The organism is Pseudomonas sp. FBCC-B545 (assembly GCF_059134095.1).
Genome location: NZ_CP101441.1, coordinates 2,233,886 through 2,256,831, shown reverse-complemented (window position 1 = coordinate 2,256,831; position 22,946 = coordinate 2,233,886). Strand labels below are relative to the sequence as shown.

Genomic DNA, 22,946 nt, shown 5'->3' with positions numbered 1-22,946 from the left:
TGATCTCACTGCATCAGTGAGATAGCAATGCCTGGGAGCGGGTGCCAGGCTACCAGGTGCCCATCGCCAGGCTGTGCGGTGAGAACTGCGCGAACTGCCAGCGCAATGCCAAGGCTGCAGGACGGCGGACCACATGCTCCACCGTCACTGTCCACAAGCGTTGCGCGCCTTCAAACTCGGCCACTTGCGGCCCGCCAAGAATCAACGATGTACGCCCCGCCACTTGCAGCACGTCGCCGGTTTCAAAATCGACAAACAGCAACCCCGCTACCGGGTTGGCTTGCAGATTACCGAGGGTGTTGAAGAACAGGTTGCCGGCAAAATCAGGGATGGTCAGCACGTTGCCTTCTACCCGCACAAACCCCGTGTTGCCGCCGCGATGGGAAACGTCCACCGAGCGTTCGCCGTGCTGGTCCACGTAGCTGGCGACGAAGAAGGTGTCGGCGTTGCTGATCAGCGTTTGGGCGGCAGCGTCCAGGCTGGTGCTGCGCTCGGCTGTATCGCCAGGTTTGCGCGCAACCCCAGCGACGGGCCGCAGTTGGATGTACTTGGGGCAGTTGCCGAAAGTGTGCACCACATCAACCGCAAAGCCGTCATGATCCAGCGCTCCGATCCGACCGTTCATGCGGTTGCGACGCCGGTTGCCGAGATCGATGCCCAGCAGGCCAACGGACGCGCCACGAGTGATGCCAGCCGAGGCCGGATCGCTTCTGGTGGGCAGGCTGTCGATTTGCAGCGCCTGTGGATCCGGTGAATGGGCAAACCCTGGCGCACCCTCCAGCATGGTCGCCCAGGGGATACCCTGTTCGTCCACCACACCCAGAATGAGGTAAGGCAACAACGGATAAAAATCACGATGCTGCTCGGGCAAATGATCACGAATGACCTTCGGCCCGATCATGGCCATGCGTTCGGCAACGCCGGCGCTTTCCTGCAGTTGCCGTTCGCCGGCATGCCAAGGGGATTGTTCGATCGAGTTCATGGCGATCACCTCTGGTTGGATAACCGAATGCTGCGCCTGCCCAGCCATGCAGAGAATGCCCACCCCAGGCAATCCACTATTACGCCAACTGAAATGCCGGATGTTCGCGCAACGCGGTGACGCAGTAGTCGACAAAACTGCGCACGCGCATCGGCGCATGACGGCCTTCGCGGTAGATCACATGCACTGGCAGCGGCGGCAGTTCAAAGGCCGGCAAGACACGGCGCAGTCGGCCACTCATCAAGTGATCGTGAACCGGATAGCTCAGGCAACGAATCACCCCCGCGCCCTGCACCGCCGCATTGATCGCGCCTTGCACCGTGGCGCAACTGAGGCGTGCGCGGGCCTTGAGGGCGTAGTGGGGAAAACCCCAATGCACCGCTTCGGCGCTGGCAATCAGGTGATGTTGCTTGAGGTCAGCCGGATGCCGGGGCTCGCCCCTGGCCGCCAAATACGTGGGGCTCGCGCAAAGCAGGGTGCGCACTTGCCCGACCTGTCGTGCAATCAGCGATGAGTTGGGCAGCTCACCCACCCACACCGCCACGTCAAACCCCTCTTCGTGCAGGTTGGGGTAATAGTCGTGGTAATGAGCGATGACACGCACCGCCGGGTAGCGATCCATATAGCCAGCCAGCAGCGGCGCCATCACATAGCGGCTGAACAGCAACGGCAGGCATATCCGCAGGTTGCCCTGGGCGTGCACATGGGCGCCGTTGGCCGAGGCTTCGGCCGCATCCACCGCTGCCAGCAGGCGTACACAGTCGGCAAGATAAGCCTGGCCTGCATCGGTGAGGTTGACCCCGCGTGTGCTGCGCTGCAGCAACACCACCCGCAGGCGTGTCTCCAAGCGCGCAACCGCACGTACCAGGGTCGGGCCGGAAACCCGGGCATGGCGTGCCGCCGACGCCAGGCTGGGTTGCCCGGCCAGCGCCGCAAACAACTGCATATCGCGAAAGCGCTCCATCAGGCGCGCCGCTTCGTCGCTGGATTGAGGGCCGCGTCCTGTCCGAGGCGCTGGCTTAAGAAATCCACAAAGGTGTTGACCTTGGCCGGTATGCGGCCGTTTTGCTGGAACACGATGTGAATCGGCAGCGGCGCCGGTTCGAAAGCCTCCAGCACCAGCTCCAGCTCTCCCGCCGCCACCGCTGCCGCCACTTGATACGACAGCACCCGAGTCATGCCCCAGCCCAGGCGAGCCAGGTTGATCGCGGCATTGTTCGCCGTGACGCTCAGACGCGGCTCAATGGCTATCTTCAGCGGCTGGCCGGCGTCGACGAACGTCCATTCACTGACCAGTTGGCTGGACGATGAGGTGACGATCTTGGCTTCTCGCAATTGCTCAGGCCGCTGCGGGCGCCCATGTTGGTCCAGATAAGCCGGCGATGCACACACCACCCGGCGCACTTCGCCGACCTTGATCGCCTGCTGTCCGGGTTCTTGCAGATGGCCGATACGCACCGCTACATCAACGCCTTCGTCGGTCATGTTGACCACACGGTCGACCAGCAAGGCACTGATGTTCACCAGGGGGAACTGGTCCAGGTACTCCCCCAGCACAGGCGCCACATACAGCTCGCCAAACAGTACCGGTGCGGTCACTGTCAGGTGGCCGCCGGGGATGGAGTAACTGCCCGCTGCCGCTTCCTCGGCCTCTTCCAGTTCGGCGAGGATGCGCCGGCAATCTTCCAGGTAACGCTGGCCGGCATCGGTCAGGTGCAGGCTGCGTGTGGTGCGTGCCAGCAGTTGCGTACCGATGCGCTGTTCCATAGCGGCAATGGCGCGGGTCACGCTGGGTGGCGATGTCTTCAGGCGGCGTGCAGCAGCCGCAAAACCCTCCTCCTCGGCCACCGCCAGGAATACCTGCATCTCATGAAATCGGTCCATCGCTATCCCTTGATCGTTACTGTGATTGCAGCCCCACCGCCGTGCGCGGCATAGCGACAAACCCTGGCAAGGCTTCGATGCTGGCAAGCCAGGCACGCACCTCAGGGTAGTCGGCCAGCGAGACGTTGCCTTCCGGCGCATGGGCCACGTAGGTATAGAACGCAATATCGGCAATGCTTGGCTGATCACCAGCCAGAAAACGGCTCTCGCCCAGCTGCTGCTCCATCACGTTCAGCAGGGCATAGGCTCGGTTGATTGCGCTGACAGTGTCCACCTCGGCGCCAAACACTGTGGCCAAGCGCGCCGTGGCGGGCCCCGCATGGAGTTGACCGGCGGCGGCCGAGAGCCAGCGTTGGACCCGCGCTTGGCCGATGGGCTCGCTCGGCAACCACTGCCCTTTGCCATAGGTACTGGCAAGGTAGACCAGAATCGCATTGGAGTCGGCCAAGACAGTACCGCCGTCATCGATCACCGGTACCTGGCCGAAGCGGTTGAGATTAGCAATGAATTCGGGCGTTTTATGCGCACCTTGCTTGAGGTCCACCAGGATAAATTCATTGGGCAAGCCCAGCAGGGACAACATCAGCTCGACCCGATGGGAGTGGCCGGACAATGGAAAATCATAAAGTTTGATCGCAGGCTGGGTCATGAAAGGCTCCAAAAGAATGGGTATCGACGCCAGGCATATTCCACTGCCGCCTCAGTCGGCGGAATGACCAGGATTTACAATCCAGCATTTCATTGGACGAAACAATCACCTGTTGGAAGTTCTCGGCGCCGGCGTCGCAATTTCATGAAAAAAATTCAAACTATCGTCCTCCCCATCGTTCACACCTTCACGTGCAACGTTAAGTAGGAGGCGACATGCAATACCGACAACTGGGTCATTCCGGCCTGCTGGTATCGGAAATCATCCTGGGCACCGTGCCCTTTGGCGGTCGTGCGGAGTTCGAAAAATGCGGCGCGGTGGACGTGCCCCTGGCCAAGCGCATGTTCGACATCGCGTTCGATGCCGGGGTGAATATGGTCGATACCGCTGACCTCTACTCCCACGGCCTGGCCGAAGAGGTGGTCGGCAAGGCCCTGGGTGACAAGCGCAACGATATCCTGCTGGCTACCAAGGGCCGCAGCCCGGTGGACAGCAACCCGAACAATTCCGGCTCATCGCGCTATCACCTGATCCGCGCCTGCGAAGCGAGTTTGAAGCGTTTGGGTACCGACCATATCGACCTTTACCAACTGCATAACTGGGACGGCATGACGCCGATCGAAGAGACTCTCGAAGCCCTGCGCCTGTTAGTCGGTTCGGGCAAGATCCGCTACTTCGGCACCAGCAACTTCACGGCCTGGCAGATGATGAAGACCCTGGGTAAGGCCGAGCTGCACGGCATGCTCAAACCCATCACCCAGCAGATCTACTACACCCCGGAATCCCGTGAAGCCGAGTACGAATTGCTGCCGCTGGCCTTGGACCAGCACGTCGGTACTTTGGTATGGGGCCCGATGGGAGAAGGCCTGCTGACCGGCACGACCCGCCGCGGGCACAAGCCGCCACCCAATACCCGCCAGGGCAGCGGCTGGCCGGAACCCTATGTGCATGACCAGGAGCGCGCCCTGGACATTATCGAGACCCTCGCCGCCGTCGGCGATGAGCATGGCGTCTCGGTCGCCCGTACCTGCCTGGCCTGGCTCAAGGATCGTCCGGGGATCACCTCGCTGATCGTCGGAGCGCGTACCGAAGAGCACCTGCGCGACAACCTCGCCGCCACTGAGCTGAAGCTGACCGAAGCACAATCGTCACGCATCGAGGCGGTCACCCGTCGCCAGCCGCTGTACCCCTATTGGCATCGTTTTACGGCCGGGATCGATCGTTTTGATCCTGCGGAACAGCCGTTCCTGGCCGAGCATCAAAAGACCATGGATGCGCGCAAAGACAAATAACAGTGCGGTTCAAAAGTGGGAACACACCCTTCCCACCTTTGAATCAAGTGTCCCCAGCAAAGGAGTCTGGCTTTGATCGCGCAAATCATGATCGCCGCCCTCGGCGTCGTCGCTATCTGGTTCAGCCAGAGCAAACGCTTGAAAGTGCGCCGCTACGCCTGCCTGTTTGGCATGGCCGGCCAGCCGTTCTGGTTCTGGTCGTCGATCAACGCCGAGCAGTGGGGCATCGTCTTGCTCAGCTGTTTTTATACAGTGGCCTGGGCCAAGGGCATCAAGACCCATTGGATCGATCGCAAGGGTGATGGGCAAGGTTGATTTGCAATCGTGCGTCGCGCTGCCTATATTTGCGGCCTGGCGCTCTCCACGCCACCTTCCGCGGAAAGGGCTGCGCCCAGGACATCACAGCTCTACCTCATTTCTACGACTCCCAACCTTAAAGCGGAAAAGGTTCGAACAAGGAGCTCGTATGTCGCAACGCCCTTTCGCCTCAAACACCGACGGCCGCCTTAACCTTGAGCAGCAGCGCAAGCGCGCCAAGGAACTGTTGTCGCGCCTGAAAAGCCAAGACCCCAGCGCAACCTTGTCCCAGGCTCAGTGGCAGCTTGCCAAACAGCTGGGCTTCGCCAGTTGGCCCAAGCTCAAGGCCCATGTCGACGCCCTCGACTTTGCCGCCCGCCACCCTGGTTTCGAGGCCAGCGATGAATCGCGCACCACCCATTGGCGGTGTGGCAACGATATTGCCCACAGCCTGCAACTGGCCGGGTTCAAGGGCCAGTTCCGGATGCTCACGGACCCGTTGTGCATGGGGCCAGTGCGTGAACTGCCCAGCCAAGCGTTCCGCGCGATGCGCAGTACCTTTATCAGTCAGGCCTTTGCCCTTGACTCCACTGAAGTCGCGCATCGCGTCAACGATGAATACGACCAGCTACAAACCTTGGCCAATGCCGATCACAGTGTGCTGTGGTGCGAAGCGGACGCCTACGACCAACTGTTTCTGGTGCGCGCCCTGGCCGGCCTGGAGCGGGCGCCGCACAAGCTGGAGCTGATTGAGGCAGACCGCATTCCCGGGGTCGAGCGATTTATCGGCATAGGCCAATTGGCCCCCGATGTGCTGGCCTGGCTCTGGCCGCAGCGGCGCTTGATCGACGACAACGCAGTGCAATTGGCCAAACGCGCCTGGTCGGCTTATTGCGACAGCTCACCGCTCAAGCTCGCGGAACTGGCCCATGGCAATTACCCCTGCCTGCCCTTTCTCGCTCCGGCGCTGCTGCGCCAATTGCAGGAGTTACCCGGAACGCATGATGGCTTGTCGTTGACCGAACGCCTGGGCCTGACGTACATCGCCGAGGCCGGACCGGTGCCATTCGGCCGGGTGTTCGCAGAGCTGATGGGTAAGCGCGAGCCGTTGCCATTCCTGGGAGACATGATGTTCCATGCCCTGCTGCGGCCGTTGATTGATGCAGAGCAGCCGTTGCTGTTGGAAACCGAGACGCATCTGGAATGGCCTCGGCGCCACCTGGAACTGACAGCCTTGGGGCGGGAAGTGCTCAGCGAGAGCGCCTATTGGCCAGACCATAGCTCAGAAGCACGTTGGGTAGGCGGTACCTGTATCGAGCCAGGTCAGTCGCATTGGACAATCGACAGGTACGCTCAGCTTGTCTGGCGCAACGTCATCGCGTAAGCCTCCTCATCAGAGAAGCCCTCCATAATGAGCTCGATGATGGCTTCTCTGTACTCACTCACGTTAGCCGGGAGGTTGGATTTGTTCGCCTGATAGTAAGCCGCCATGCGTTCGCGTGCCTGCGGCTTCTTGACCTTTTTACGCGGCTTCACCGCTTTCTCGGTCACTTCGACAAAACCTGCAAAATCCGTAGTCGCGGTGTTCCAGTCAAACGCAAAGACCTGCTCACGCGCAGCCACCGGATCGAAATGGCGGGTGAAAAAGCTCCCACACTCCCCCGTGCCTTTACTGATTACCAGCGACGTCAGGACTGGCAACTTGCGCTCGTCAGTGAACAGCCTGACTACATCCAAGCGCCGCCCGGTGGATACAGGGATGGCATTCTGAACGACCCTATGGTCGGGGTTCTCATGCTTGGCCCGATCAACCAACTCGGTGTAGGTCAGGCAATGTTTATGCTTGGCCAGGTCGACCAGAATCGGGTAATAGACAGACGCCAATTGAATGTCAATAAGCGTGACATTTTCGTAAAAACCTTGTTGTGCGTTCATGTTGATCCTGAAATGCGCATGGTTTCCTTGAGTCGGGTAACATCTCACGCTTTGCAAATTATGGCTAATCGCCACTTATCTTTATCAAGGATGAACCTGTGCACTTGAAAACCGCGGCTGAGCTTTGGGACAGCTTGAATTCAGAGGGCCGGCTGGCCCCCATGAGCCACGATAAACAATTCGTCGTGGACCTACGGGCGGCGTTGCACATCCCCGCGTTCCAGGACGTTGGCGCTTACTTGCGGCTGCACGACGTCGACATCACGTCGTTCCTGATCGCGGTACTCAATGCCTTGCAGCCGTTCAGCATGATGCTCACTGACATCTATCAGATGATGATTGAGACAGGCGTATCCCATAGCAATGAGCGCCTGTTACTCGAGTTCAACTTTGATGAAGGCGAAAAGCTGTCTTTCGATGCAGAGGCCTTTCGCAGCGCACGCAACATCATGGAGCGACTCAATAGCACTGTTGCGCAACGCGCTTATAACCCCAGGGACTTGGTAGCGATCAGCGGGGGGCTTTTGACCACCTTTGCAGACACACTGGGCGAGGAAAATGCTCGGGCCGCCCTCAAAACGCCCATCGCGAGCGATGAGGTAAAAAACTGGATAAACAATTTAGACTGGCCTTACCAGACATCCGTACCACTGCCCCAGGGACCGATCACCGACCCACTGACCCGCGCACTCCAGCCTATCGCGGACCTGACCGAGCAATTGTGCCGTCGCACAGGCCGCTACGCCAGCCAGGCTGAACTGCGCAGCGTGCGCAGGACCGACGATCCAGCCATGCCGGGCCGCACACCTATCAGGCAATGGAGCGAGTCCTTGCTGGCTCATATCCAGGAAGACCACATTGCGCGCTTTCGTCTTCTGCCGGCGCTTTGGTATTGCCACCAACAGGTCCCTCATTCCCAGCGAGCCGTTTTGGCGAAAAAGGTCGAAACGCTGGTCAACGCTCACTCAGACGTGGTCGCGGCCAACGCGTTATCCCATGAACTGGAGGACTTGCTCGACCTGCCCATCTGGAAACACCGCTCACAGCTCTACTCCGTGTGGCTCGTTACCCTGCTCAAACGTGAACTGCAATACGCGGGTGAGCACTTTGAATTAATGGGCACGGACAATCGCCTGACATTCGCTTTCAGTCCCAGCCATATAGCTAACCTGCGCATCGGTAATGACGTTCTCGAATTGATCGCGGAGTTTCGCGTCGCGGCCCAAGGTATTGGGCTGACAGGAACGGGTCGCAAGCAACATATTCAACCAGACTATTCACTCCTGCAGCGCAAAGCGGATGGAAGCCATCGCATCATTTATGTACTTGAAGCCAAACAATATGCCAGGGCTAATACACGCAACTTCAATCAAGCATTGCGTGACTATGCAAAACTCAATACAGAGGCGCTGGTAGCGCTCGCCAACTATGGGCCGGTGCCCGCCTGCCAGCCCAGGAAACTCCGTGAGATGTGCAAACATAAAGGCGACGTGAACGTTAGCGAGCGCTGCGAGGCATTCGCCTGCGTGACACCCTCCAATGCGGCTTCAGCGCGCCAGTTGCGCGAGCACTTTCGTCGTGTCCTTACGGAACATATTCGGCCGCTACCCAAGCTGATTGTCGATGCAACAAGTTCGATGGCACATGTCTTGGCCCCTCGGGCGCAAGCCTGTTGGCCAGACATTGCCGGGTATATTGCCGACGCAGGCATGGAGTTGATCGTTAACGAATATTATCCGAGGTCGGTTCGTGCAGGAGTGCCTGCCCGCCACGCCATGCTTGGCTTGTTCGAAACCGCCAAACACGGCCCGTTGCTGGACATTTACGCCATCACCAGAACAGAGCGCGGTCCGTTGATGTTGTTTACCGACGAGGGCGGCTTCCATGAAGTACGCAGCTATCATGACAAACTCGACGGGATCATCATCCTGCAATCGGACGGTTCCCTGATGCTACGCATGAACACGCATGCAGAGAGCCTATTAAGAAGAGCACTCGCGCAATTGATTGCACACTGCTCGATCGGCGAGCCTTATTGAGTCATCCACGCCCAGGCGTCCACTGCGAGACCATTCCATGCGTAATCTGATTGTCGCGAGCCTTTGCTTGCTCACCACCGCCCTCACAGGCTGCCAACAGACCCCGCCGGCCAACGACCAACTCGACGCCGTGCTCTGGACCCAGACGTCCATCGAGCACGAGCTGATCTACCGCCAGCTCTTCGCCAACGCCACCCGCCAACTCGATGTAGCGCTGGCCGACCCCACCTGGGACGCCCTGCCCTTCCCGGCGCGCAAGCTGGCCGGCCTGCCACCGGCGGTGGTGGTGGATATCGACGAGACCCTGCTGGACAACGTGCCGCTCAACGCCCGCGACATCATCAATAACCAGGTGTATTCCTATGATCGTTGGAACACCTGGGTGGAGCAGGCCAAGGCCCAGGCACTGCCAGGTTCCGTGGCATTCCTGCAGGCTGCCAGGCAAAAAGGGATCAAGGTGTATTACCTCACCAACCGCGAACACAGCCAGGTCGCGGCTACGGCCAACAACCTGCGTTTACGCGGCTTTCCGATTGAGAGTAATGAACAGATCCTGGCGGCCAGCACGCCTACCGGCCACTGCGAAAGCGCCGGCTACGGCAAGAACTGCCGCCGCCAATGGGTCGCCAGCCAGGCACGCGTGCTGTTGATGGCCGGTGACTCCCTGGGAGATTTCGTGCAGGCCGAACACAACACCCTGGCTGCGCAGCGCAAGGCCGTCGAACCCTATGTGAACTGGCTGGGGCAACGCTGGTTCCTGCTGCCCAACCCGAGCTACGGCAATTGGTACAGCGCGCCGTATGGGGATGATGAAAAGTTGCCGTTTGCGCAGAAGCGCAGGCTCAAGCAGCAGGCGTTGTTGTTGCAGGAATAGGGAGTAGCCATGTGGGAGGGGGCTTGCTCCCGATAGCAGTGGTTCAGTCAACACATGCAGTGACTGACAATCCGCTATCGGGGGCAAGCCCCCTCCCACATTGGAAACCAGAGCGCCGTTCATCCCACTCATTTGCACCGCGGCCCTCTTATCATCACACTCGTCATCCACCCGCCGGCTCAGGAACCGCAAATGCCTCACTCCTTGCTCAAGCCTGCGCTGCCCGGCATTGCGCTGCGGCGATGGCGTTTGCTGCACCGCGTCAAGCAAAGCCATGCGGCGCAGCTATTCAACGTCACTCAATCGACTATTTCGCGCTGGGAAAGTGGCGTACAAGCGATGGATCCGGCCGCGCACCAACAGCTTGAGCAGTTGTTGGCAGCCCGGCTTGATGCAGCCGCCGACCAGGCATTGGCCCGGCTGGTCAGTGAGAGTTCGCAAGCGATGCATCTGGTGTGCGACCTGACGCACCGCCTGCTCGCGTGCTCGCCCTCCCGCGCACGCCAGTTCAGCAGCCCGCTCACCGATCTTATGGGCCAGTCGCTGTGGCGCTTCGCAACCCAGGAAATCCAGCTGATCGAAGCCACCCTGGAACACACCGGCTGGCGCGAAACCCAGGTCCCCCCAGCCCTTGAGTTCACCACTGGAAGCAACGATTCCAGCCTCGTGCCGATACGCCCAAGCCTGTGTCGCTGGACACGCATGACCCTGAGCGATGGCAGCGCCGCGCGCCTGGTCGAGACGCTCTGACTGAACACCGCGCATATTTTATGCGTGGACGATCTACGCTCGCGCACCTAGGCTTAGCTGCATAACCGACCTTGTGGGGGCAGCATCATGGACCTGGAAAAAATCAAAGGCCGTCTCGATTTCCTGCGCGAAGCGGAAAAACTCAAGGATGTGCTCAGAAGCGCCCACACGGCTTCGGGTCGCACTGAAAGCACGGCCGAACACAGTTGGCGCCTGTGTCTGATGGCGATGGTATTCGCCGATCAACTGCCCGGCCTGGACCTGCTGAAAATCCTCAAGATGTGCGTTATCCATGATTTGGGCGAAGCCATCCACGGCGATATCCCGGCGGTCAGCCAGGCGGCCTTTCCCAACAAGGGCGAACAGGAGCGGCTCGACCTGCTGGTGTTGGCGCAGTCCCTGGACAGCCCCCTGAAAGCCGAGATCCTGACGTTATGGGATGACTACGAGAACGCGCTTTCGCCGGAAGCAAAAGCCGTCAAGGCCATGGACAAACTGGAGACCCTACTGCAGCACACCCAAGGGCTGAACCCGCCCGATTTCGATTACGCCTTCAACCTGGCCTACGGTAAAAAACACACAGATGCCGACCCCTTGTTCGAAGCGCTGCGGGCGTTGATTGATCGGGCGACAGAGCAAAGGCTCCACGCCGCAGAGTGACGGGCGGCATCACACCGCCCGGGCAGCAATCGCCTCCACTTCCACCAACGCCCCCGGCAACGGCAGCGCCACCACTTGCAACGCGGTCCGCGCCGGTTTGTTCGGCTGCTCGGGCGTGCCGAAGAACTGCGTATACCCACGCTGCAGCCCGGCAAAATCCAGCTTGCCGTCGGTTTCTTCGGTCCCGACCAGAAATACCCGCAACTGCACGATATCGCCCAGGTCCAGGTCGTGTTGGCTCAGGATCTGGCGCAATTTGTTGAACACCGAAACAGTCTGCACTTCGGTATCGCCAAAAACCCCAGGCACGCTCGGGTCGGCAAGGTCCGGCAGGGTGCCACTGACGAACACCAGGCTGGCGGAGGCCGGCACGGTGACGGTTTGCGAGATGGGGAAGTCGCCGACGCTGGTGCGTTGGATGCTGTTGCTCATGGTGTTACTCCTTAGGAAGCGGCCACGGCCGCGGTCTGTCGTTGTTGGATGACGCGCTCGGCCAGTTGCGCGACCATATGGCGCGCTGAGTTGGCGGCTGACTCCTGCCAGATCCCCACGCCGCTTTGCACCAGGCCGTCGCCGGCGAAGTACACGCGGCCGTGGGGGCGCTCGAGCAAGGCGCTGGCCTCGGCCGGGAAGTGCTCACGTTGCAGCCATGGGCCTTCGCTGTAGGGGATCTGTTCCCAGGACACCGCCAGCGGATTGCGCAGGTGCCTGGCGTAACCCGGGTGCAGCAACTCCACGGCTTGTCGGGAGCTGGCGTATTGCTGATCGAGCGGCTGCGCACCAAACACCTCGGCGCCCTCCCCCGTCACATAACCAGCCACCAGCACACCGTCGCGGGTGTTGAGGTCGTTGCTGGGATACCAGAGCAAGCGCGCTGGGTGTTCGATCCACGACAGGCCGCCGTAGGTGCGGTAATCGGTTTCCCAGAAGCGCGGGGATTGCCACGCCACCTTGGTCGCCTGATCGCTGCGGGTGCTGCGCAACGCGGCCTTGATCGGGTCGCTGAAATCCGTATCGAGTTTGGCCAGCAATGGCAGCGGCAAGGTCGAGATCAAGTAATCGGCGCGCACCACCTGTTCACGGCCGCTGTGCTGGTCGTGATAGGTCACCGCCACGCCGTCCTCCAATTGGCGGATCTGCCGCACCCGGGCGCCCAGTTGCACCTGCTCATGCACGCGCCGGTAGAAGGCATCGGTGATGCGGTCCATACCGCCCACCGGTTGGAACATGGTGGCGGAAAATTCCGGAAACTCGGTGTGCAGCAAGGCGCCCCAGAGTTCCGGGTGCAGCAGGCGTTCGAGCCCCAGCGGGCGACAACGGGCGGGCAAGGCGCCAGGGTGGGCGGCGGATTCCAGGTGCCCCGAGCGCAGGGTGCCCTCGAAGGTCAGTTCCTGGGACAGGTCGCCATACACCTGCAGGAAACCCAGCAAGCGCGTGCGCTCTTCGCCGCTCAACACATCATCGAGGGCGTCACGCTGCACCGCCTTGGCCAACAGCCCGGACAGGTGCCCACGGGTATCGTTGAGCGCCTGGCCGACGCTGAACGCTGGCTGGCCCAGGTCCGGCCGCACTTGGGCGCCATGGCTGCTGTTGACCAGCACTTCCAGGGGCACACCCAGCTCACTGCAGTAATCGAGGATCGTGCGGTGTTGGCTGGGAATGCGCGCGGGGCCGGCGTTGAAATACTGGCCCGGATCAAACCCTACGGTCTGCGAGCGACCATCCTTGTAGTCCACGCGGTCACCGTTGCGCAGGGTCCAGGTGCGGCCCCCCACGCGCTCTCGGGCTTCGAGCACTTGCACGTTGAAGCCGGCGCGGCTCAGTTCCAGTGCCGTGACCAGCCCGGCAATCCCGGCGCCCAGTACCAGCACGCGGGTGCCCTGCCCCAGGCCGTCCTTGAGTTTCAGCGGTTGCGGCCGGCGATGTGAGGATGGGCCCAGGCCCAAGACCGCCAATGCATCCTTGACGGCCTTTTCACCGCCCACTGCGGCAATGCTCGACAACGCTTCACGTCGTGTCAGTCCCATGTCCAAACCTCCTTAGTCCGGCAGCCCGGGCGGGTTGATCAGCGATTGGTCGACCCGCTCCACATCCAGGCCCCAGCGCTGCAAGACCTGTTCGTATTGGCCACCGGCAATCGCGCCTTGCAAGGCGGTGTGGATCGGCTGGACCAGGCCGTTGTCCATGCGCGTGGTCACGGCGATATCGGCCTGCAGCGGCCAGCCACCGTTGACGGTGCCGACGCGCTTGATACCGCCGGTGATCGCCGCCGAATAGGCGTACACCGAGTTCGGCCCGAACAGCGCATCACTGCGCCCTGACTGCACCGCCAGTTGCGCGGCGGCCTGGTCGTCGAAGTACTGCAACAGCGCAGGCTTGAGGCCGGCTTTTTCATTGGCCTCGTTCCAGGCCAGCAGGACCTTTTCCTGGTTGGTGCCGGAGCCGACGATGATCTTCAGCCCGGCAATGTCCGCCGCCTGCTTGATCTCAGTGATCTTGCTGGTGCTCTTGACGTAAAAGCCGAGCACATCCTGGCGGTAGGTGGCGAAGTCAAAACGCTTTTTGCGCGCTTCGGTGACGGTGACGTTACTGATCACCACGTCATATTTGCCCGAGCTGACGCCCAGGGGCCAATCCTCCCAACTGGTCTGTACCACGTTGAGTTGCAGGCCGAGGCTGTCGGCGATCAGTTGTGCGGTGTCGGCTTCGCTGCCGATGGTGGTCTTGTCGTCACTGGCGAGCAGCGCCAGGGGCGGCCCGGCCACGCCGGACACGGCCACGGTGAACTTGCCCGGCTGGGCGAACTTGAACCCCGGCGGGATCTGCGCGATGGCCGCTTCATTGCGCGGCACATGGATGCGCGGGCGGTCGGGGCTCAGATCAACCTGTTGCACGGCGAAGGCGTATTGCGCGGTGCTGACGGCAAGCGCCAGCAAGGCCACGCGGGTGGTGTTGATGAACATGGGCAGTCACTCCTTGAACTAAAGCACCTTGCCGAGAAAGGCCTGGGTGCGGGGATGGCGGGGTTGGCGGAAGATCTGTTCGGGCGGACCCTCTTCGATCAGTTGGCCGTCGCAGAGAAACACCACGTGGTCGGCAACTTCACGCGCAAAGCCGATCTCGTGGGTGACGATCACCAGGGTCACGCCCAGCCGGGTCAGGCCCTTGATCACGTCCAGCACCTCGCCCACCAATTCCGGGTCGAGGGCCGAGGTGGGCTCGTCGAACAGCAGCACCTTGGGGTCCAGTGCCAGGGCCCGGGCGATGGCGACGCGTTGCTGCTGGCCGCCGGAGAGCTGGCGCGGGTAGGCGTCGGCCTTGTCCGCCAGGCCGACCTTGGCCAGCAATTCGGCGGCCTTGAAGTGGGCTTGGGCTTTGCTCCAGCGCTTGTGGGCCAACGGCGCTTCGGCGATGTTTTCCCAGGCGGTGAGGTGCGGGAACAGGTTGAAGTTCTGGAACACAAAACCCACGTCGATGCGGCGCTTGAGGATCTCGCGTTCCTTGAGTTCGAACAGCAGGTCACCCTTGCGCCGATAGCCGACGTACTCACCGTCGATAGTGATATGCCCGCTATCGATCTTCTCCAGGTGGTTGATGGTGCGCAGCAGGGTGGACTTGCCCGAGCCGGACGGCCCGAGGATCACCGTGACCTTGCCGGGGTCGATGGTCAGGTCGATGTTATCGAGCACCTGCTGGTTGCCAAAGCGCTTGCCCACGCCCTGGATCTGGATGCGCCCGGCGCGTGCTTCAGCCATGGGCCTTCTCCTTGAACCAGCGGCGCAGGCGCTGCAACGGCGTCGGCGGCAGCACCCGGGCGGTGCCGCGGGCAAAGTGGCGTTCGACGTAGTACTGGGCGCTGGTGAGCACGGTGGTGATGATCAGGTACCAGACGGTGGCGACGATCAGCAGCGGAATTACCGCCTGGGTGCGGTTGTAGATGACCTGCACGGTGTAGAACAGCTCGGGCAAGGCCAGCACGTAGACGATGGAGGTGCCCTTGACCAGGCCGATGATTTCATTGAACCCCGACGGCAGGATCGAGCGCAGCGCCTGGGGCAGGATGATGCGAAAGATACGCCGCGACGCCGGCAACCCCAGGGCCGCCGCCGCTTCATGCTGGCCGGCCTCCACGCCGATCAGGCCACCGCGGATGATCTCCGCCGCGTAGGCCGCCTGCATCAGGCTCAAGCCCAGCACCGCCACGGTGAATTGGCTGAGCACATCCACCGTCGACCATTGCGCGAACACCAGGTCGGTAAACGGCACACCGAGCAGGATGTGGTCATACAGGTAGGCAAAGTTGTAGAGGATGATCAGCACCAGCAGCGCCGGCATCGAGCGGAAAAACCAGATATAGCCCCAGGCCAATGCGGCCAGCAACGGCGAACCCGACAGCCGCGCCAGGGCCAGCGCCGTGCCAAGAATGACGCTGAACACAGTGCTCAGCAGCGTCAGCAACAGCGTCTGCCCCAGCCCGCGCAGCACTGACGGCGAGAAGAACCACTGGCCGAACACGCCCCATTCCCAGCGCGGGTTGGTGGCCAGGGAATGCACGATGGCCAGCAGCACCAGCGCGGCGAAGATCGACCCGGCCCAGCGCCAGGGATGTCGGGCGGGCACTACTTGCAGCGCCTTGATCGGCGTGGCGACACGGCGCTGACGCAGCGGTTGGACGCTGACCTCATCGAGCAGGTCGTAGGGTTTGGCAACAATGGGCATGTGCTATTCCTCGCAGGCCTTAGAAGGCGTAAGTCAGCCGGGTGTAGTAATACCCGCCGGTAAAACCGTAGGGCGAATAAGTGCCGTAGCTGGCGACCATGGTGCTGCTCGGCACCCCTTGCTTCTTGGGGTATTGGTCGAACAGGTTCTTGGCGCCGATGGCGATGTTCAGGTCTTGGGTGAGGTTGTAGCCAAGGTCGAGGTCGGTGATCCATTTGGCGCTGTAGACCCGGTCCAGGTCGCGGTTGGCCGAGGAGTTCACTTCCTTGTAGGAGCCGTAGCGGGTCAGGGCCAGGTTGAGGTTCAAGCGCCCGATGCTCCAGTCGCCGCCGAGGATCAGCTTGGTAGTGGGCTGCACGCCAGTGATCAGGTTGCGCGCCTGGCGGTCCATCAGATCAAAGGAAGTGCCGAGGATGTTGGTGGACTGCTTGTAATTGAGGATCCGGGTCTGGTTCCAGTTGAACGCGGCGGTCCATTTCAGGGCGCCGAACGTGCCCAGGTCCTGGTTGTAGCTGCTGACCAGGTCCAGGCCCTTGGTGCGGGTATCGGCGCCGTTGATAAAGTACTGGCCGCCGGAGGTGGAGTTGACGCCATTGTTCTGCAGCACCTGGGTGACTTGCGGGCCGAGCAAGGTGCCGGTGAGGGTGATGCGGTCGCGCAGGTTGATCACGTAGGCATCGGCGGTGAAGCTCAGGCGGTCGGTGGGGGTCAGGGTCAAGCCGAGGCTGAAATTGGTCGAGCGCTCGGGCTTGAGCTCTTCGGCGCCCAACGCCTTGGCCGCCGCCGAACCCACTGGCAGCACGCCGTAGTTGATCGACTGGTACACCCCGTCCACCACGCCGTAGGTGGTAGAGCGCGCACTGAACAAACTGTTGGCCAGGGACGGCGCACGAAAGCCATTACTCACCGTGGCACGCACCGCGATCTGCGGCGTGAAGTCGTAGCGGGTGGTCAGCTTGCCGCTGCGGGTAGCGCCCACGCCTTGGTTGTAATGCTCATAGCGCAGGGCGGTGCCGACATACCAGTCCGGCAACGGGTTGAAGCCCACGTCCACATAGCCGGCCAGGCTGTTGCGCGAGGCGCTGCTTTGTTCCTGCGCAGAAATGCCGTTGGTGACCTGGGCTCCCGAGGACGCACAATTACCCGGCGCCACGCAGTAGCCGCCGTTGGCATAGGAGGCGTAGTCACCGGCCTGCACCTCATAGGTGTCGCGCCGATGCTCGAAGCCATAGGACAGGTCCAAGGGTTTTTGCAGGCCGATATCAAAGCCGCGCTTGAAGTCCAGGTTGGTGGTCAACTCGGTGGAAATCCAGGTGCCGGACGTGAAGCTGTTCGGCGTGGCCTCGCCCAGGGACGGGTTCTGGTTGTGGGTGGTGCCCTGCTCCGCTTCGTTACGCCCGTAGGTGGTGGACAGGTCCCAGTCCCACTCGCCCACGCTGCCCTTGCCACCGAACGCCGCCTGGAAATCGTCCTCGTCGATGTACCAGGTCGGGGTGTACCCGGCCGGGTAGCCGTTGGGCCCGGTAGTGATGGTGTTGGTGATGGTCGGCAAGCGGAAGTTCTGGCCCTGCTCGGCCTTGCGTCGCGAGTAGGTGGTGAAGGAGTACAGGCTGAAACTGTCGTCAATCGGCAGCTCGGCGTTGTAGCCCAGGGTCAGCAGGTTGGTCTTGGGTGTGCCGTAGCCACCGTAGGTGGACTTGCCTGCCAGGTCATAGGCTTGTTCATAGCTATAGCCGTTGGCACTGGCCTTGTTATCGTCGTTCTGGCTGCGCGCATCCAGGGCCAGCTGCACGATGCCGCCATTGCCGATCTCGAAGCCCTTGTTGAGGCTTTGTTGCACGGTCTGCTTCTTGCCGTCATAGCCAAGCCCCGCGTTCGTTACCGAGGTGCCGCTGGCGTCGGCCTTGAGGATCACGTTGATCACCCCGGCGATGGCATCGGAACCGTACTGGGCGGCGGCGCCATCGCGCAGCACTTCCACATGGTCGATGGCGCTGATGGGAATCAGGTCCAGGTCGGCCGGTGCCGCACCGGTGTTGATACCGTTGATATTCAGGGTGGCGCTGGTATGGCGGCGCTTGCCGTTGACCAGCACCAGCACTTCGGCGGCGCTCAAACCACGCAGGTTCGGCGCCCGGGCGATGCCACTGGCGTCCCAGCCGGTTTTTTCCGGCAGGGTCAGCGATGGGATCACCGCGCTCAATGCTTCCATCAACCCGGGCTTGCCGGTGCTTTGCAATTGCTTGGCGCTGACCACATCAATGGGCACCGGGCTGCTGGTGACCGTGCGCTGCTCGGCGCCACGGTTACCGGTGACCACGACGGTGGAGAGTGTGCTGTCGTCCTGGGCCTGTGTCGCTGCGGCCAGCAGGGTCAACGCCAGGGCGGTGGTGGGTGGTAGAACGTGCTTCATATCCATTCCCAGCTTGTCCAAATCGCGAAGTCGGGCAGGCACGCTGCTTGGTGCGGCGTGGCCGGCGTTCCAGGGGGTGGGCGCGGTTTGGGCTAGGTGTGGGGCAAGCGCGGGGTGTGAGGTGGCAACATACGTTGAGCTCCCGTCCAACGATTCTGCTGCGGCGGGATTACCCGGTCAGGCGCGCAGAATCTGAATCACGCTGGGTACCATCCGAGGTCAGGGGTAGGCTGTTGAACTCAAACATAACGGAATGAATTTTAAAAATATAATGCTGTTTTGGTATAAGCTAATATTCTCTAATTTCATTATTTACAAATATCTTTATTCATAAAAATGATTATTTTTTTAATTTGAACGTGCGCATACCCTTGTGGGCGGGTTCTACACCCCGATGGCGTTGGGTCAGTCACAGATGTGCTCACTGACACTCCCTCATCGGGGCATGGGTATCTACACAACTCTGACGTAGCGACCGTCAGTAACCACGATGCGAAACGAGCCGCTCTTGATCTTGATCTGCTTTTGATCTTGATCTTAGGCGCCCCGTCAAACCACGCTGGCCGGAATTCGACAGGGATTTGGGGGGTAAACCGGCAGGGATGCCGGTTTAGCTGCCCCGCGCCATGGATGGCGCGTGGCGGCGGCCCCCCAAATCCCTGTCGGATTACGGGCACACCGAGCCTGGGCGAGGTGCCGAGTGGTGGGGCATGTACGGGACAACCACATGGGTTACAAAAAAGTATCTCTACATAGGTGACACTTTTATCGAAACGTACCCGTTCTTTGCCTCTCTAGCATAGACCCGGCCTAGGATCACCGGACCGAAGATCACCTCCCATATATCATCACCAATCATCTCCATTCCAATGGTCTGATGCTTAAGCACATTAGCGATGTAAATTCGCAGACCTGATCGATTGATAATTCCATTGCTGTCAGTCAGGTAACACTCTACGTGGCTTGGATAACTCATTTCAGGTAGCTTTTCTGGGTAAGGCCGGGTCGAGGGCGAATAGCAGGAAGCAGGCGTTTTTTGATCAAGCGCCTCGTGCCCTCGCTCATAATTGTAGTGCTGCATAAAGCGGTTAAAGTGTTTCTGCTGAGCTTCCCAAGGAGTCGCTGGCGGTTGTGGCAGGGTGCTTTTCAGCGTTCGGTGCATGCGTTCGTGACGCCCATTCTGATCTGGTCTGCCGGGTTCAATTCGCTCAGGAATAATCCCTAACCGCAGCCACCAGATCGACAGCTGCGATAAGCCGGCCTGGCCCGTACTAGCAAATGGCACGCCGTTGTCTGTCCTGATGCGTTCCGGTAAACCGTACTCGCGAAAAACCCGTTCAAAGGTCTGTTGAGTTTCCTTGAAGTTAGTGCTGGGCATGCTCTGACAGGCCAGTAGGAAACGGCTGGCGTGATCCATGATCGTCAGCGGATAGCACCAAACCCCCGCGCCTGTCAGAAACTGGCCCTTATAATCAGCGCTGAATAGCTGATTAGGCGTTTCCGCCTTGCTCAAGGGTTTGGGGTAGACCGCTACACGCCGCCGAATGCGTTGGGGCGTAATCAGGTCAGCTGCTTTGAGGATGTTGTAGATGGTCGTTTTTGACGGTGGATCCTGATCCGGAAAACGCTTGAGCAAGTCATTCTGGATTTTCTTCGGCCCTGGAGTCGTTTCTCCGATAGAGCGAAGCTCAATGATTGCCTGCCTGACGGCAACAGGCACTACATAACTCTGATTGTGTCGACGACGACTGCGCTCCTCTAGCCCGCCTGGCCCCTCAGATTCGTATCGCTCGACCCATTTGTAACCAGTCTTTCGACTGATCTCATAGTCGCTGCACAGTTTGCTAAAGGTGTGTTTCCCCTCCAGATAAGAGGCTATGAACATCACTTTAAGATCCATTGGTTTCAGCTCATTCCAGGGCACGGTCAGATCCTCTCGAAGTCAACCGTGCTAGTTAATAACTGTTACCTATGTGCGTGAACTGATTTGTAACCCATGTGGGTGAGTCATACCGGCAAGAGCGTTTTGGTTACTTTTGCGCTTTTCAAAAGTGACCCGCTGTAAAAGCGGAACCCTAAGTGGCCGTTGCCCAAATAACGGATATGTACTCGGTCTGATCCAGCATCTTGGTCGGCCCTAAGGCCGCCATCGGGGGCAAGCCCCCTCCCACATTTGGATCGCGGTGCATCAGTTAGATAGCTATAAGCTGCCAGGCAGCAAGCTCCATTGCAGAAGAGCAGCGGCGTACCAAAGTTGTGTAGATACCCATGCTCATCGGGGGCAAGCCCCCTCCCACATTGGTACTCGGTGCAGCCAGGATTATTGAGCGGGCCGCAACAGCTGCATCTGCTGGCGATAGTCATCCGTCACCTGCCGCGCCTGGCTGCTGCTGGTAATTACCCGAGGCGTGATCAACACGATCAACTCCGTACGGTCCTTGGACTTGCTGGTATTGCCAAACAACCAGCGCAACCCCGGGATCTTGCCCAGGTAAGGCACGGCACTGACACTCTCAGCGTTGTCCTGCTTGATCAACCCGCCGAGCAACACCGTCTGCCCACTCTGCACCGCCACCTGGGTGGACACCGAACGCGTGGAGATCCGCGGGTTGACCGGCGTGTCGCTATTACCGACCTGATTCTCGGCATCGCTGACCTGCTGCTGGATATCCATGTACACCAGGCCACCCGGATTGATGCGCGGCACCACGTCCAGAATCACCCCGGTCTGCACATATTCGACGCTGCTCAGGGTGGTGTCGGCGTCACCGGTGTTAACGGTGGTCTGGCTGATGGGAATGTTGTCGCCCACCTGGATCTGCGCCGGCTGGTTGTTCATCACCACCAGCGACGGCGCCGACAGCACCTGGGTACGGCCGTTGGTTTCCAGGGCGTGCAGGGCCACTTGCAGGTTGGAGCTGACAAAAGAGTAGAACAACGAGTCCGCCGCCCCCAGCCCTGCCCCACCACCGCCCAGTGCGCCCTGGCTGCCGGAAGCATTGGCCACCGTGGTGCTGGTGGAATTGCCGGCCAGGCGGCCGAGATACCACTGCACGCCCAGGTCCAGTTCACCGGTGAGCTTGACCTCGAGGATGCGGGTTTCGATCTGCACTTGCAGCGGCGGGTTGTCCAGGCGCTTGATCGCCGCTTCGATCTCTTTCCACTGCGCCGGGCGGGTGCGCACCAGCAGTTGGTTGCTGCTCTTTTGCGCAGTGATGCGGGTGCCGGCCTCGAGGTCGCTGGTGGGGGTCGCCGGGGTGTTCTCGCCGCTCTGCGGCTCGGGCTCCTCGGGGGCTGGCACAGGAGTGTTGGCTTGCAAACCGGCGCTGGTGGACGATGACAATGTAGTCGTACGCAAGCCCGGGGCGACCTTGGCGGGGGTGTCGTCCTTGATCGCGCCGTTGCCGTAGATCTGCCGCAGGTACTTGGCCAGGTCGGCGGCCTTCATATTGCGCACGTCGTACACATACATCTGCGGCTCGTTGCCGCCGCCCTCGTCAATGGTGCGAATCCAGTCGCCCACCTCGCTGAGGTACTCGGGCTGGGAAGAGATCGCCACCACCGAATTGGTGCGCTCGACCGGCAGGAAGCGCAGCATGCCTGCCAGGGGCGTGCCGCTGTCGGCGCCGAACATGGCTTGCAGCTCGGGCATCAGCTCGGCCACCGAGGCGCGTTGCAGGCCGAAGACCGCCACCGACATGCCCTTGAGCCAGTCGACGTCGAAGGTGTCGATGGTGTCCTGGTAGTTGGCCAACTCTTCCGGGGTGCCGGCCAGGCTCAGTACATTGCGTGCCGGGTCGACCAACAGAAATGCATTCTCTCGGGCAAACGGCTTGAGCAGTTTCTGCATCTCGGTGGCGGAGATATAGCGCAGCGGGAACAGCCGCGCCGAGAGGCCGCTGGACGGTTGCGCCACGCGCATCTGCGGCACCAGCTTGCCCGCCACCGCCTGGTTGGCCGGCAGGATGACGTAGCGGTTGCCCTGCTTGATCATCGCGTTGTCGGTCCACGACAGCAGCGTCTCGAGAATCGACAGCGCCTGTTGCTTGTCCACCGGTTTGGAGGTGGAGAAGCTGACATTGCCCTTCACCCCCTCGGCGATGCTGTAGTTCTCGTGCAGCAGGTCGCCCATCACGCTATTGATTACCGCCTCGATGGGCTGGTCGGCGAAGTTGAACACGATGTCGCCGCCCTGCTCCGGCACTTTCGCGGGCGCGGTGGGCTGGCGCACGAAGCTTTGATTGCCGCGAATCAACTGGCGTTGCGGCGGTGCCGGGGTGGCCGGCTGCGGGTTTTCAACCACGGGCGACTCGGGCGGCGGGCGTTGCGAGCCGGTACCCTGCAGTGCTTCGTGCAGCAGGTCGGCGTCCGGGTCGAGGGTATCAGGCAACGATCCACAGCCGCCCAGGGAGACGGCAGTGGCCAGGCAAAACAGCGAAGTGCGCATATCGA

At 60.9% G+C, this 22,946-nt stretch carries 20 protein-coding genes; 7 read left to right on the top strand and 13 right to left on the bottom strand.

Going from position 1 to position 22,946, the window contains the following annotated elements; translation table 11 throughout:
• Nucleotides 1-49: 49 nt before the first annotated feature.
• The 4 genes from NMB39_RS10520 to NMB39_RS10505 form a co-directional block, all read right to left on the bottom strand.
• A complete protein-coding gene (locus NMB39_RS10520) occupies nt 50-982 on the bottom strand; it encodes a flavin-nucleotide-binding protein (protein WP_494339288.1) in 933 nt (310 codons plus the stop codon).
• 79 nt (nt 983-1,061) lie between these two features.
• The gene (locus tag NMB39_RS10515; protein ID WP_494339289.1) at nt 1,062-1,946 is read right to left on the bottom strand and encodes a LysR family transcriptional regulator; all 885 of its coding nucleotides are present in this window, start codon (nt 1,944-1,946) and stop codon (nt 1,062-1,064) included.
• Nucleotides 1,946-2,866, bottom strand: a complete 921-nt coding sequence (locus tag NMB39_RS10510; RefSeq protein ID WP_494339290.1) for a LysR family transcriptional regulator — start codon at nt 2,864-2,866, stop codon at nt 1,946-1,948. Before NMB39_RS10510 ends, NMB39_RS10515 begins: the two co-directional genes overlap by 1 nt.
• A 16-nt stretch (nt 2,867-2,882) precedes the next feature.
• Entirely contained in the window at nt 2,883-3,515 is a 633-nt protein-coding gene (locus tag NMB39_RS10505; RefSeq protein ID WP_494339291.1) for a glutathione S-transferase family protein, read from the bottom strand.
• Nucleotides 3,516-3,730: 215 nt separating this feature from the next.
• Between NMB39_RS10505 and NMB39_RS10500 the strand changes: the two genes are divergently transcribed.
• From NMB39_RS10500 to NMB39_RS10490, 3 genes are all read left to right on the top strand, one after another.
• Nucleotides 3,731-4,807: an aldo/keto reductase gene (locus tag NMB39_RS10500; RefSeq protein ID WP_057024958.1), complete on the top strand. Its 1,077-nt coding sequence runs from the start codon at nt 3,731-3,733 to the stop codon at nt 4,805-4,807.
• A gap of 72 nt (nt 4,808-4,879) precedes the next feature.
• The gene (locus NMB39_RS10495) at nt 4,880-5,122 is read left to right on the top strand and encodes a hypothetical protein (RefSeq protein ID WP_052501140.1); all 243 of its coding nucleotides are present in this window, start codon (nt 4,880-4,882) and stop codon (nt 5,120-5,122) included.
• A gap of 151 nt (nt 5,123-5,273) precedes the next feature.
• Nucleotides 5,274-6,488 carry a DUF1835 domain-containing protein gene (locus NMB39_RS10490; protein ID WP_494339292.1) on the top strand — a complete coding sequence of 405 codons (1,215 nt, stop codon included), beginning with the start codon at nt 5,274-5,276 and terminating at the stop codon, nt 6,486-6,488.
• Here NMB39_RS10490 and NMB39_RS10485 read toward each other — a convergent pair.
• Nucleotides 6,458-7,039 (bottom strand): hypothetical protein, encoded by a 582-nt coding sequence (locus NMB39_RS10485; RefSeq protein ID WP_494339293.1) that lies wholly within the window; start codon nt 7,037-7,039, stop codon nt 6,458-6,460. The two genes, NMB39_RS10490 and NMB39_RS10485, sit on opposite strands and share 31 nt — an antisense overlap.
• 98 nt (nt 7,040-7,137) lie before the next feature.
• On the opposite strand from NMB39_RS10485, the gene NMB39_RS10480 reads away from it, so the two are divergent.
• The 4 genes from NMB39_RS10480 to NMB39_RS10465 all read left to right on the top strand — a co-directional run bounded on the left by NMB39_RS10480 (nt 7,138) and on the right by NMB39_RS10465 (nt 11,362).
• Complete coding sequence (locus NMB39_RS10480; protein WP_494339294.1) at nt 7,138-9,078, top strand: DUF8600 domain-containing protein; 1,941 nt, start codon at nt 7,138-7,140, stop codon at nt 9,076-9,078.
• A 37-nt stretch (nt 9,079-9,115) separates the two neighbouring features.
• Nucleotides 9,116-9,952, top strand: a complete 837-nt coding sequence (locus tag NMB39_RS10475; protein WP_494339295.1) for a 5'-nucleotidase, lipoprotein e(P4) family — start codon at nt 9,116-9,118, stop codon at nt 9,950-9,952.
• 192 nt (nt 9,953-10,144) lie between these two features.
• A complete protein-coding gene (locus tag NMB39_RS10470; RefSeq protein WP_494339296.1) occupies nt 10,145-10,702 on the top strand; it encodes a helix-turn-helix domain-containing protein in 558 nt (185 codons plus the stop codon).
• Between the two features lie 87 nt (nt 10,703-10,789).
• Complete coding sequence (locus NMB39_RS10465; protein ID WP_124401235.1) at nt 10,790-11,362, top strand: HD domain-containing protein; 573 nt, start codon at nt 10,790-10,792, stop codon at nt 11,360-11,362.
• 9 nt (nt 11,363-11,371) lie between these two features.
• On the opposite strand, the gene NMB39_RS10460 is transcribed toward NMB39_RS10465, so the two are convergent.
• From NMB39_RS10460 to gspD, 8 genes are all read right to left on the bottom strand, one after another.
• On the bottom strand, nt 11,372-11,794 hold the full coding sequence (locus tag NMB39_RS10460; protein WP_494339297.1) for a RidA family protein: 423 nt from the start codon (nt 11,792-11,794) through the stop codon (nt 11,372-11,374).
• 11 nt (nt 11,795-11,805) lie between these two features.
• Nucleotides 11,806-13,389 carry a flavin monoamine oxidase family protein gene (locus tag NMB39_RS10455; RefSeq protein ID WP_494339298.1) on the bottom strand — a complete coding sequence of 528 codons (1,584 nt, stop codon included), beginning with the start codon at nt 13,387-13,389 and terminating at the stop codon, nt 11,806-11,808.
• A gap of 12 nt (nt 13,390-13,401) precedes the next feature.
• Complete coding sequence (locus NMB39_RS10450) at nt 13,402-14,325, bottom strand: ABC transporter substrate-binding protein (RefSeq protein WP_494339299.1); 924 nt, start codon at nt 14,323-14,325, stop codon at nt 13,402-13,404.
• Nucleotides 14,326-14,343: 18 nt separating this feature from the next.
• Nucleotides 14,344-15,117: an amino acid ABC transporter ATP-binding protein gene (locus NMB39_RS10445; protein ID WP_032880317.1), complete on the bottom strand. Its 774-nt coding sequence runs from the start codon at nt 15,115-15,117 to the stop codon at nt 14,344-14,346.
• Nucleotides 15,110-16,081, bottom strand: coding sequence for an amino acid ABC transporter permease (locus NMB39_RS10440; RefSeq protein ID WP_057024967.1), 972 nt, complete (start codon nt 16,079-16,081; stop codon nt 15,110-15,112). The genes NMB39_RS10445 and NMB39_RS10440 overlap by 8 nt, the downstream gene beginning before the upstream one ends.
• Nucleotides 16,082-16,100: 19 nt before the next feature.
• Nucleotides 16,101-18,494 (bottom strand): TonB-dependent receptor plug domain-containing protein, encoded by a 2,394-nt coding sequence (locus tag NMB39_RS10435; RefSeq protein ID WP_494339300.1) that lies wholly within the window; start codon nt 18,492-18,494, stop codon nt 16,101-16,103.
• A gap of 748 nt (nt 18,495-19,242) precedes the next feature.
• On the bottom strand, nt 19,243-20,418 hold the full coding sequence (locus NMB39_RS10430) for an integrase core domain-containing protein (RefSeq protein WP_494339235.1): 1,176 nt from the start codon (nt 20,416-20,418) through the stop codon (nt 19,243-19,245).
• A gap of 396 nt (nt 20,419-20,814) precedes the next feature.
• Nucleotides 20,815-22,941 carry a type II secretion system secretin GspD gene (gene gspD, locus NMB39_RS10425; RefSeq protein ID WP_057024968.1) on the bottom strand — a complete coding sequence of 709 codons (2,127 nt, stop codon included), beginning with the start codon at nt 22,939-22,941 and terminating at the stop codon, nt 20,815-20,817.
• Between the last annotated feature and the right edge of the window lie 5 nt (nt 22,942-22,946).

Coding starts and splice junctions, on each gene's coding strand:
- NMB39_RS10520 (WP_494339288.1), bottom strand. CDS start 982: ATGAACTCGATCGAACAATCCCCTTGGCATGCCGGCGAACGGCAACTG.
- NMB39_RS10515 (WP_494339289.1), bottom strand. CDS start 1,946: ATGGAGCGCTTTCGCGATATGCAGTTGTTTGCGGCGCTGGCCGGGCAA.
- NMB39_RS10510 (WP_494339290.1), bottom strand. CDS start 2,866: ATGGACCGATTTCATGAGATGCAGGTATTCCTGGCGGTGGCCGAGGAG.
- NMB39_RS10505 (WP_494339291.1), bottom strand. CDS start 3,515: ATGACCCAGCCTGCGATCAAACTTTATGATTTTCCATTGTCCGGCCAC.
- NMB39_RS10500 (WP_057024958.1), top strand. CDS start 3,731: ATGCAATACCGACAACTGGGTCATTCCGGCCTGCTGGTATCGGAAATC.
- NMB39_RS10490 (WP_494339292.1), top strand. CDS start 5,274: ATGTCGCAACGCCCTTTCGCCTCAAACACCGACGGCCGCCTTAACCTT.
- NMB39_RS10485 (WP_494339293.1), bottom strand. CDS start 7,039: ATGAACGCACAACAAGGTTTTTACGAAAATGTCACGCTTATTGACATT.
- NMB39_RS10475 (WP_494339295.1), top strand. CDS start 9,116: ATGCGTAATCTGATTGTCGCGAGCCTTTGCTTGCTCACCACCGCCCTC.
- NMB39_RS10470 (WP_494339296.1), top strand. CDS start 10,145: ATGCCTCACTCCTTGCTCAAGCCTGCGCTGCCCGGCATTGCGCTGCGG.
- NMB39_RS10465 (WP_124401235.1), top strand. CDS start 10,790: ATGGACCTGGAAAAAATCAAAGGCCGTCTCGATTTCCTGCGCGAAGCG.
- NMB39_RS10460 (WP_494339297.1), bottom strand. CDS start 11,794: ATGAGCAACAGCATCCAACGCACCAGCGTCGGCGACTTCCCCATCTCG.
- NMB39_RS10455 (WP_494339298.1), bottom strand. CDS start 13,389: ATGGGACTGACACGACGTGAAGCGTTGTCGAGCATTGCCGCAGTGGGC.
- NMB39_RS10450 (WP_494339299.1), bottom strand. CDS start 14,325: ATGTTCATCAACACCACCCGCGTGGCCTTGCTGGCGCTTGCCGTCAGC.
- NMB39_RS10445 (WP_032880317.1), bottom strand. CDS start 15,117: ATGGCTGAAGCACGCGCCGGGCGCATCCAGATCCAGGGCGTGGGCAAG.
- NMB39_RS10440 (WP_057024967.1), bottom strand. CDS start 16,081: ATGCCCATTGTTGCCAAACCCTACGACCTGCTCGATGAGGTCAGCGTC.
- NMB39_RS10435 (WP_494339300.1), bottom strand. CDS start 18,494: ATGAAGCACGTTCTACCACCCACCACCGCCCTGGCGTTGACCCTGCTG.
- gspD (WP_057024968.1), bottom strand. CDS start 22,941: ATGCGCACTTCGCTGTTTTGCCTGGCCACTGCCGTCTCCCTGGGCGGC.